This window comes from Protofrankia sp. CiP1_Cm_nod3 (genome assembly GCF_982290655.1).
In genome coordinates, this window is the sequence record NZ_CEVIVD010000129.1 from 1 (window position 1) to 10831 (window position 10831).

General features: G+C 73.8%; 7 protein-coding genes. 3 read left to right on the forward strand and 4 right to left on the reverse strand.

All coding sequences use genetic code 11. From position 1 onward, the window contains the following. Positions 1 to 314 precede the first annotated feature (314 nt). Positions 315 to 1142: a TIGR03620 family F420-dependent LLM class oxidoreductase gene (locus AC5LUJ_RS19340; RefSeq protein ID WP_250286601.1), complete on the forward strand. Its 828-nt coding sequence runs from the start codon at positions 315 to 317 to the stop codon at positions 1140 to 1142. A gap of 70 nt (positions 1143 to 1212) precedes the next feature. Here AC5LUJ_RS19340 and purQ read toward each other — a convergent pair whose 3' ends face one another. Continuing rightward, on the reverse strand, positions 1213 to 1947 hold the full coding sequence (gene purQ, locus AC5LUJ_RS19345; protein ID WP_250286603.1) for a phosphoribosylformylglycinamidine synthase subunit PurQ: 735 nt from the start codon (positions 1945 to 1947) through the stop codon (positions 1213 to 1215). Between the two features lie 378 nt (positions 1948 to 2325). Here purQ and AC5LUJ_RS19350 point away from each other — a divergent pair, with 378 nt between their 5' ends. Next, positions 2326 to 3378, forward strand: coding sequence for a DUF5926 family protein (locus AC5LUJ_RS19350; RefSeq protein WP_493465428.1), 1053 nt, complete (start codon positions 2326 to 2328; stop codon positions 3376 to 3378). 218 nt (positions 3379 to 3596) lie between these two features. Then, complete coding sequence (locus AC5LUJ_RS19355) at positions 3597 to 4787, forward strand: geranylgeranyl reductase family protein (protein ID WP_250286275.1); 1191 nt, start codon at positions 3597 to 3599, stop codon at positions 4785 to 4787. Between the two features lie 117 nt (positions 4788 to 4904). Here AC5LUJ_RS19355 and AC5LUJ_RS19360 read toward each other — a convergent pair whose 3' ends face one another. From AC5LUJ_RS19360 to AC5LUJ_RS19370, 3 genes are all read right to left on the reverse strand, one after another. Then, on the reverse strand, positions 4905 to 7214 hold the full coding sequence (locus tag AC5LUJ_RS19360; protein ID WP_493465429.1) for a MinD/ParA family ATP-binding protein: 2310 nt from the start codon (positions 7212 to 7214) through the stop codon (positions 4905 to 4907). An 82-nt stretch (positions 7215 to 7296) separates the two neighbouring features. Continuing rightward, positions 7297 to 9372 carry a nickel pincer cofactor biosynthesis protein LarC gene (gene larC / locus AC5LUJ_RS19365; protein WP_493465430.1) on the reverse strand — a complete coding sequence of 692 codons (2076 nt, stop codon included), beginning with the start codon at positions 9370 to 9372 and terminating at the stop codon, positions 7297 to 7299. Positions 9373 to 9704: 332 nt separating this feature from the next. Further along, a partial coding sequence (locus AC5LUJ_RS19370; protein WP_493465431.1) for a glycosyltransferase family 9 protein occupies positions 9705 to 10831 on the reverse strand: 1127 nt, incomplete at its 5' end.

Below are 10831 nucleotides of genomic sequence, written 5' to 3' on the forward strand. Positions count from 1 at the left end.
CCACCCCCACCCCACCGGCCGCCGCGTAATCCCGCCGACAGCGACGTCCGCCGGTGCCGGCTGCCGGCTGCCGGCGGTGAAGATCGGCGTGAGTCTGTCGTTGTGTACGCCCAGCGGCCCGAAAACCGTACACAACGACAAACTCGCCCGGATCATGCTCCATCCGGATGCCCCAGGGCTCCCGGTGAGCGGATGCCGACCGGACGAGAGTTCGGCGAAGGACGACGGCCTGACGGAAAGATCTTGAAAAAGATTCGTTGAAGGGGCCTGGTGAAGGCGGAACAGGAACGTCCGGCCGCGGGGTTATGCGGGCTATGGTGATTCTTGGACCGATCGGTATCGCGGCTTCCGGGCTTTCGGCGGATCATCCCGAAGCCGAGATCGACATCGCGCGGGAGGCGGAAGCCCTCGGCTACTCGACGTTGTGGCTGCCGGGCGGCCAGGGCAACAACCTGCCCGTCATCAGCCGCGTCGTGCGCGCGACGGAGCATATTCAGGTGGCCAGCGGCATTCTCTCGGTGGACGTGGTGCCGGCGCGCGAGGTGGCTCAGGCATATGCGGATCTCGAGAAATCATCGCCCGGCAGGTTCGTCGTCGGCCTCGGTGGCGCGCACGGTGCCCGGCCGCTGCAAACGCTCAATTCCTACCTGGACGACCTCGACACCGAAGCCCCGGTGGTACCCGCGGCCGCACGAGTGCTCGCCGCGCTCGGCCCGGCGGTACTCGCCCTCGCCCGCGACCGTGCCGCAGGCGCCTATCCCTTCCTGGTCACCCCGGAGTACGTCGAGGGGGCGCGGGCGACGCTCGGCGCGGACTCGGCGCTGGCGGTGCTGCTGTCGGTCGTGCCCGAGACGGATCCCACCGCCGCACGGGCCGCGGCCGCCGAACCGCTGCGGTTCCTCGGCACCGTTCCCGGCTACCGGCGCAACCTCCTCCGGCAGGGGTTCACGGAACAACAGATCACGGACGTCGACGACCGGCTCGTCGACGCGGTGACCGCGTGGGGGAGCCTCGACACGATCGTCACCCGCGTCCGCGAGTACCACGCCGCCGGCGCTGACCAGGTCGTCCTGCGCATAACCGCCGGCAACGACCCGTTCGACGTCTGGCTCCGCCGTTTCGCCGAAGCGTTGCTCACCTGACGCGTCGCCGCCCTGGCCCGGCTGGTCCGGCCGGCTGGTCTGACCAGCCCCGGCCTGGCCGCCCGGCCGGTCAGCCGGTCGCGGCGGCGGGCTGGCGCCGGTGGGAGAGGACCGAGCGGAACATGGCCAGGCCGTCCGAGCCGGGGCCGGTCAGGGGCTCGACGGCGTGCTCGGGATGCGGCATCAGCCCGACGACCGTGCGTTGCGCGTTGCAGATGCCGGCGATGTCGGCGACCGATCCGTTCGGGTTCCCGCCGAGGTAGCGGGCGACGACCCGCCCCTCACCCTCGAGCTCGGCGAGCGTTCCCGGGCTTGCCACGTAGCGGCCCTCGCCATGCTTGACGGGGATGACCACCTCGTCGCCGGCGGTGTAGCCGGACGTCCACACGGTGGCGGCGTTCTCCACCCGCAGCGGCTGGTCCCGGCAGACGAAGTGCAGGCCGGCGTTGCGGGTGAGTGCCCCGGGCAGCAGCCCGGCCTCGCACAGCACCTGGAACCCGTTGCAGATGCCGAGGACGGGCAGCCCGTCGCGGGCCGCGTCCACGACCGCGCCGATGATCGGGGAGAAGCGCGCGATCGCGCCGGCGCGGAGATAGTCGCCGTAGGAGAAACCACCTGGCAGGACGACCGCGTCCAGCCCGGACAGGTCGGTGTCGCCGTGCCAGAGCGGGACAGCCTCGCCGCCGCCGAGGCGGACCGCGCGGGCGGCGTCCCGGTCGTCGAGCGAACCCGGGAACGTCACCACGCCGATCCGACGGGTGACCGCCGCCGCGTCGCCGGAGAGCTCGTGCTGGTCGATGCTCATGCAGCCTCTCTCGCCACGCTGTCGCCTTTCGCCGCGCTGTCGCTTCCCATCGCGCTGCCGCTTCGAGCCTATCGGTGATCACCTGGCTGTTCCGTGATCGCGGCCGCTCCTTCGGGAACCATCCGCCGTGTGCCCGGCCCAGTCCGGCCCAGCCCGGGCCTGTCCTGCCCGTCCTTCTCCTGCCCGCTCCTGCCCGGCCCAGCCCAGCCTGTCTCGTCCGGGCTGCCCCGTCCAGGCTGGACGGGCGGCCGGTGCTCCGTGCCGATGCCCGGGAGTGTCGGACGCGGGTACTAGCCTTGGCCTGTACCCACTGCCAGAGCGCCATCCGCCGAGCCCGAGGAGTACGTGATCGCCCGCCGACAGACCGCCCGTGTTCCTGTGCCGTCGCCCGCCGCGTCCGGTGCCGCCGTCGGCCTGCCCGCCGGTGGCGCGGCGCCCGGGGCCGGGGCGGGATCGGCCGCCTCCCGGCCGGGGCCGGGTGAGCTCCCGGCCGTCGGGCCGCGGTCCCCCTGCCCGTGCGGCTCGGGGCGCCGCTACAAGGCGTGCCACGGCGTGCGGCGGCGCCCTGCGCCCGTCCTGCGGCCCTTCGCCGGCCGGGCCGATGAGCCGGATCTGGTGGCTCTGCGTGAGCTGGTGCCCAGCGCGACCGCCCCGCTGACGCTGGCCGCCGGTCACCTCCAGGAGCATCCCGAGCACGCCGGCCGTTCCATCGTGCTCAGCACGATGCTGCCGCAGGCCGTGCCTGCGCTCGTCCGGGACAACGGGGAGATCCTGCTGGCGATGCAGACCGGTACCGTCAGCGACGACGCGGGCGCGGACATCGCCCGGGCGTTGCTCGAGGCTCTCGACGCGGATCCCGGCACGCCGGTCATCCCGCGGCCCGCCCCGGCGGGAAGCGCGCGGGCGGACGGCGGCCGGGCCGCTCCGACCCTGGTGGACCTGCTGGATCCCGCGCCGCTGGACATCACCGTCCACGCCGGGTTCACCTGGTGGCTCCCGCCGTCGCAGGACGGTGGCAGCCCGGATCCACAGGTTGTGGCCCTGCTGGAGCGGGCGAACGCAGCCGTGGTCCCGACGGCCCGGCTGACCTCGGTGGACGCGGCCTACTGGTGCCGCCCGGGGGAGCGGGCGCATCTGCGCTGGGTCCAGCCGTACGACGAGGAGCCGCTGTTGGACGCTCTCACCCGGCTCGCGGCGGCCAATATTCTTACTGTGGGTGACGGATCCCGTTTTGTCGGTTCGCTCCGGGTGGACGGCCTGGTCGTTCCGGTGTGGGATCTGGCGCCGGACGCCGACGCGGCGAGCTGCGAGGAAGCAGCCGCTACGCTGCGCGATCAACTGGAAAGCGCGGTTGCCGACCGTACCCCGCTCACCCCGGCGGAACGCCGGGTACGCGCCGGTGTGGTCGGCCGGACCCTCACGCTGCGCTGATGCCGCCCGGCCCGCTCGACGACCTGCCCGGCTTGTCCGACGACCTTCCCGGCCCGTCCGACGACCTGCCCGGCTCGCTCGGTTCTCCCGGCGCGCCCAGTTCGTCCGGCCCGCCTGACCGGCCGGTGGTTGGCGAGGCCCGGCCGTCGACGGCACAGGACGGGCATGATCGCACCGCTACCGCTACCGCTACCGATCGGCTGGGGCCGGCCGGTGGCATGTTCGACGTGGTCGTCGTCGGTGCCGGTCCGGCGGGGGCCAGCGCCGCCCGCGCGGCGGCCCGGGCCGGTGCCACCGTGTGCCTGCTCGAACGCGCCGAGCTGCCCAGGTACAAGACCTGCGGCGGCGGCCTGGTCGGCCTGTCGATCGATCATGCCGGTATCGACCTGTCACGGCTGACCCGCGCGAGCGTCGACCAGCTCACGGTCGCACTCGACGGCCGGCTGGTGCGTACCCGCCGTCGGCCGGGCCGGCCGATGCTGTCCATGGTGATGCGCTCGGAGTTCGACCGGGCGCTGGTCGGGTCGGCTCACGCCGCCGGGGCGGTCATCCGGACCGGCGTCCACGTCACGGGAATACGCGAGCACGATGCCGTCGACGGCCACGGCATCGCGGCCGGCCGTGTCGTGGACGGTCATGTTCCGGACGGCCGGGTCGCGGTGACGGTACGCGGTGGCCCGGACGTCGCCGCGCGGGTGGTCATCGGCGCCGACGGCACGTCCGGGCGGGTCGGCACCTATGTCGGGGTCCGTCTCGACCAGGTCGACGTCGGTCTGGAGGGCGAGTTCCCGGTCGACGCCGCAGTGGCACGCCGCTGGGCCGGCCGGATGCTGATCGACCTGGGCCCGGTACCCGGCTCGTACGCCTGGCTGTTCCCGAAGGGTGAGATCCTCACCGTCGGTGTGATCGGCTCACGGGACGATGGCGGCGCCCTGCGCGCCTACTACGCCGACGTGGTGCGCAGGCTCGGCCTGGACGGGGTGACGCCGCTGCACGATTCCGGGCATCTCGCGCGGGTGCGGGCCGTGGGCTCGCCGCTGCGCCGTGGCCGGGTGCTGGTCGCCGGGGACGCGGCCGGCCTGCTCGACCCGTGGACGCGGGAGGGGATCTCCTTCGCGCTGCGTTCGGGGCGGCTGGCCGGGGAGGCGGCCGCGCGCGCCGCCGCCGGTGAGCCGAGCGCGCTGGGCGACTATCCCCGCCGGGTGGAGGCGGCCCTCGGCCCCGAGATGGACGCCGGTCGTGAGGTGCAGGCGGTCTTCGCCCGCCGTCCCGGCCTGTTGTACGCGTCCCTGGCCGTTGTCCCGGGCGGTTTCGGCCTGTTCGGACGGATGTTGGCGGGCCGTTCCACGGTGGCCAACCAGTTGCGCCGGCCCGGCGTCCGCGCGTTGACGGCGGCCATCACCCGCTGAACGCCCCAGGCAGCCCAGGGCACGTGCCGCGGGACGCCCCCGCGGCACGCCGCCGCATGCCGGACCGGAAGCTCGCGGATGGCCGCTGCCCGGCCGGCGCCGCGGGCCCGCCGGCCCCTACCGGATCCGCCCGACCAGCTCCACCGGTCGGGCGGGAGCCCTGGAAGCGGCCGGCGCCCCGGGTGCCCCGGACGCCTGGCCGGGTGTCTTCCGGCTTTCCAGGCCGAACCTCTCGGCGACCGCGCCGGCGATTTCCAGAAAGGCCTTCCTGGTCGCTTTCCGCATCTCTTCGAGGAGAATGTTCCCGCCGACGGCCAGGTGCGGGTCGTAAGGTACCCGGACAACCCGGCGGGTGCGGGCGGCGAAATGCTGTTCGAGCGCGTCCAGATCGACCGACTCCCGGTTCATCGGAAAGGTCGAGATGACCGTCACCGCGTTCTTCACCTGCGCGGTGTACCCGTGCGCGTCCAGCCAGTCCAGGGTGGCGCTGGCGGAGGAGCCGCCGTCCGCGCTGGAACTGCTCACGACCACCAGCGTGTCGGCGAGCTCCAGGATGGCGGGCATGGCGCTGTGCAGCATTCCGGTGCCACAGTCGGTCAGCAGGATCGAGTAGTACCGTTCCAGAATGCCGTCGACGGCCATATAGTCGGTGTCCGTGAACGCCTGGGACAGTTCCGGGGAATTGGCGGAGGCGAGTACCTCCAGCCGGCTGGCGGCCTGTGACAGATATCTGCGGACGTCCACGTAACGGCCCACCGAGCCGGCGTTGTCGAGCAGGTCCCGGACGGTGTTCTCGGATGCCCGCGGCACCTTGGCCCCGAGCGTTCCACGGTCGGGGTTCGCGTCGATCGCCACGATCCGGTCGCCGCGCAGGCTGGCCAGGGCCGAGCCCAGCCCCACCGTGGTGGTCGTCTTGCCGACGCCCCCCTTCAGGGACATCACCGCGATCCGGTGGCAGTCGTTCAGAGGAGCGCTGATGTGCTCGACCAGCAGGCGGTGGCGGGCCTCGTCGGCGGAGAGCCCCGGGTTGACCCTTCCGCCGGAGATTCTGCAGAGAACCCGGCGCCAGCCCCGGGTGGGGACAGCCGGCCGGGCCGGCAGCAGTGCGCTGGTCATGAGCCGGCCGGGCGTACCGTCCTGCGGCACCGGCCGCTGGGGTTCCCCGGGATTTCCCGCGGCGGCCGGGCCGAGTTTCGCCGCTGCCGCGCCCGGATCACCGCCGGGGGCTTCCCGGTTGTTCCGCTCCGCGGGTGCACCGGTCACCTGGAATTCGTTGTCGGGCGGCCGCCGGCTGTTTGTTCCCGCGAGTCCACCGGTCACATGAAAATTGCTGTCGGGTGGCCGCCGGTTGTTCTGCTGGCCGGCCACCGCCGGCCGGGGGGCGGGCGGCGGCGCCGGATATTCGCTGCTCGGATAAGGGCTGCCGGGGTACGGGAAAGCCGTTCCGGCCGGGCCGGGGAACGGCTGGCCGGGCCCGGGCCGGTGCCCGCCGCGCGGGCTGTCGCCGTCCGGGAACAGGGGATTCCCGCCGGGGGCGGTCGGGAACGGCGCGGTGGACGGGCCCACCGGCGGTTCCGCTGGCGGTGGCGGCGATACGGGTGCCGGGTGCTGCGTGGACGCCAGCGTGTGCGGCAGATGGTCCTGTTCCCGCGGCCCCCGTCCCTGGGTGCCCTGCTCCTGCCCTCGTTGGTCCTGCTCCGGGTGGTTCTGGCCGGGCGGCGGGCCGGCATGGTCGTGACCGGCGTCCGGCGGCTCGGGAGGGCGCCGGGCATCCCCGGGGCGTGCCTCGTGGCGGAGGGGGACAGCGCGTGTGCGACGGTCGCTCGACGGGTGCGGCGGCACGCTGATGAACGTGTCCTGGTCGAACAGCGGATCGTAGGTCGGCGGTTCGAACCAGGGCCGGCCGTTCGCGGCCGGCGCGTCCGAGGCCGCCGGGCCGGCCGGCCCGGCGGTGTTCGTGACAGTGCCCGCCGTGACGTCGTCCACCGCGGTGTACCTGTCCACCACGGCGAAACCGCCGGGTATGCCGTTCGGCACCGGCGGCGTACCCGGGCCGGAGGAGCGCCAGGACGAGGACGACCGGTAGGCCACCTCCGACCACGCGCTGGTGAGCGGGTCGAAGCCGCGTTCACCACCGGGTGGCGCGACGGGCGGCGGCGCCGCCCGCGGCGGTGACGGGGCCGGTGCTCCTGGCGGCCCTGGCGGCCCGGCAGCCTCGGCGCCGGGGGAGCCGTTCACACTGATGCGCGGCGGTGTGAGGCCGTTCATCGGCTGCGGATCCCCGGTGGCGCCGGCCCGTCGCCCGGCCTCCTGCCGTGGCTGCGCGGTGTACGAGATCTCCCTGGCGTACGAGGCCCCGTTCAGGGTCTCGTTGCCCGGCTCGACCGGATCCGGCGGCGGGCAGGAGCGGGACGATGACGGTGACATCGACTGTCACTCCCCCCGATCGGTTCGCGTCCACGGTGCACTACATCCAAATCCAACTACATTGACATATCAGCCTGTTCGGTTACCCGATCAGGGGCCGCGGATAGGCCTGGACGCCGGTGACACGCTCGCGGGAGTCCGTCCGGCTGGTCTCCTGCCGTCCCCACCAGCCGATGTGCGCCGGACACGGCTCAGGACGACATGTCGGTCCGCGCGTCACCGTCACCGGTGCCGGTGACGTGACGTCCGCCGCGCCACTCCCGCCCGTGGTATGGATCTTGCCCGTGGTACGGGTGCCGTCCGCGCTGGCGGTGCCGCCGCTGATGTTGGTGATACCCCTGATGCCGGTGTCATCACCGTCGCCGTGGCTGGCCGGGGGAAGGGACGCTCCGCCGGTGCCCAGTGCGGCCGCGGCCGCCGCCGCCAGGACCCAGCGGGCCGGCTGCCCCAGCCGGGCCGCGGCCCGCCGCACGTCGTCCCATTCGGGCTGGGCGGTGACGGCCCGGCCGCCGGCAAGCATGCCGATCTTCACGGCGACGGTCTCGCCGCCCACGTCCACGGTGCGGAAGGCCCGGTCCAGGGCCCGCTTGCGCACCGTTGTCTCGCGCAGGCCGAGGGTGGGAGTGTGCAGGAAGACCAGCCGTCGGACGGCGTCGGCGTGCGTCGCCCGGACAAGCACCGACAGGGTGTGCGCCGGCCGGCCCTTCTTCATCAGGATCGGCGTCAGCCAGACGTCGCGGGCGCCCGCCGCCAGGAGCACGGCCATGATCTCCGGCCAGGCGCGCGGGTCGAGGTCGTCGACGTTGGTCTCGATGAGCAGTTCGTCGACCGCGCCGGGGGTGCCCGTGCCGGGAGCCTCCGGGACGGCGGCATCCGGCACGGGACCGTCCGGCGCCTCCCGCGGCGCGAAGCTGTCCGGCGCCTGGGAGTCCTGGGAGTCCAGGGAGCCCAGGGAGCCCAGGGGTGCGCGGGAAGGCGGAGTGCGGGGAAGGTGCGCGCGGACGCCGGCCATCGGGACCGGGACCGGCGGGCCTGGCCGCGGGGCGTGCCCCACGACCAGCCGGACGATGTTGGGCCGGTCCGGGATGTCACGCCGGCCGGCGCCGACCCCGACCGCCAGCACCCGCATCGGCGGGAGCGGGCCGGACGCGTCCGCGTGGGCCGCCACGAGCGCCGCCCCGGTCGGCGTGCACAGTTCCACGTCCACCGGCCCGCCGCGGCCCGGCAGCCCGGCGGCCCGCAGCAGCTCCAGCACGGCCGGGCCGGGTACCGGCAGGACGCCGTGCTCGGTACGGGCCGATCCACCACCGAGCGCCACCGTGGACACGACGAGCTGGTCGAGGCCGAGCGCGGCGATCCCGGCGCAGACGCCGACCACGTCGGCGAGCGCGTCGAGCGCCCCGACCTCGTGGAAGTGCACCTCGTCGGCGGGGATGCCGTGGACGGCCGCCTCGGCCTCGGCCAGCGCGGCGAAGGTGGCCAGCGCGCGTTCACGGACCGTGTCGGCCAGCGCTGCCCGGGCCAGCAGCCGGCGGACGTCCGGCCAGGTACGGCGGGGATGCCCACCGGCCGGCCCGTCGAACCGGCCGTCGTCGCCATGGCCGTGATGATGGCGGTGCCCATGATGATCGTTGTGTGTGCCAGGTCTGGTGCCGGAGGCGGCCGCGGTGCCTCCGACGCCCTTGTCGACGTTCCCGTCAGCGTCGCTCCTGTCGTCGCCACCGGTTTCAGCGATATCGCTACCGGTGATCACACGGACGCGGGTGGCCGCCAGCCCCGCTCTGGACGCGGTGCCGACATCCAGCCGGACGGGGAGACCCAGCGCCTCGACGGCATCGCCGATCACCCCGGTGGGCCGGCCCGTTCCGGCGAGCGCGCCGGTCAGGGCGCCGAGCAGCATGTCCCCGCTCACCCCGCTGGACAGGTCGAGCCATCCGATCCGGAGCTGCCCGGCGGCGGGATCCGGCCCGGCCGGCCGGGCGGGCCGGGGGCCGGTGGACGGCGGTCTGGCGTCGGTCATCAGCAGGTCGGCCCCGAACGGCGGGTCGGGCCCGAGCGGGACACTCGAGCCACACGGAATGATCATCGAACGGTACGAACGGTACGGGTAGGACGCGAGAAAGACGGTGCGGGAACGCACAGGAACATGCAAGAACATGCAAGAACATGCAGGATGACGCAAGAGGGACAAGGCCGTCCCGCCGGCACGCCGGCACGCCGGCAAACCCGTCCGTATATCGTCCGGACGGTTTCCCGAATCATCCTCTGATCATTTCTGGACTGATCATTTCCGGATTATCGCCGGATCGCCCGTCCGGATCACTCGCTCGGGCCGTTCGTCCGGGCCACCGCCCGGTGGACGCCGGTCCGGCACGGGCGGCCGTCCGGGCACTGACCTGCGCGATCGGGGATCCCAGGCCGGCTGGCGACTCGCCGGGCACGCCACCGACACTCCCGAGCCCCGCGGACGTCCTAACTGGCCGGTGTCCTTCACCGACCGGATTCCTCACCGGTTGGAGGATGGCCCGTGGGCAGCGCGGCCACCGCCCGCAGGACGTCCGCTGGCGTTATCGGGTCCACGACCTGATCGGTGCTGGCCGCGGCGGAACCGTTCCGGTCCGCGGATCCCCGCTCTCCGGACCACAGCGCGACATGTTGACCACGGCCCGGTGGTGGTCCCCACCGGGCCGGTGGCACCGGCCCGAACAGCAGTACGGACGGCGTCCCGTAGGCGGTCGCGAGATGGCCTACCCCGGTGTTGGCCGCGAGCAGCAGCGACCCGGCGGCCACCAGCGCGCACAGCTCGGGCAGGCTGGTCGATCCGGCGAGCACGGCCGCGGGAGGCAGCCCGGCCTCCCGCGCGACCGTCCGCGCCAGTTCCGTCTCCTGCGGGCTTCCCGTCACGACCACCTGGTGACTGTTGGTGGCGAGTGCCCGCGCCACCAGCGCCCACTGCCGTGCCGGCCAGCGGCGGACCGGGTGCGCGCCACCTGGATGCACGATCGTCGCGCCGCCGACGACCGGGGGGACGGCCGGCCGGGGCAGGAAGAGGTCGTCCGGGTCGCAGGCGACTCCGTGTGCCTCCATCAGCCGGCACCATCGCGCCACCTCGCGTTCCTCGCCGGCCTGGCGTTCCCAGGGGCCGCCGCGGTGCTCCCGCGGGGCGTGCCGCCTGTTGCCGGGCGGGGTGTCCAGGTCCCAGGACACCCCGCCCGGCAGGTCGAAGGCCCACAGCTCCGCGGGCGCCGTCGCGCGCAGCGCCATCGTCGAGGCCGGTCCCCGGCCGTGCAGGTTCACCGCCAGCGCCGGCCGCTGGACAGCCACCGGGCCCAGCTTCGGCGTGTCCACGACACCGTCGACCGCCCCGGACAGCAGCGCCACCGGTTCCAGCCACTGTGGCGTGGCCAGCAGGATCCGCGCGTCCGGCCGGGCCCGGCGCAGGCCGCGCAGCGCGGGCAGGGCGGTCAGCAGGTCACTGAGGCCGAGGGCGCGCAGCGCGACGACCGTTCCGGCCGGGCTGCGGCGGGAGAGCCGGTAACGACCGCTGTCACGACTGGTCACAGGTAGGGATTCTCCAGTGAGGGGGATGGTGGGACGCACGACGCTCCGTCCCGATT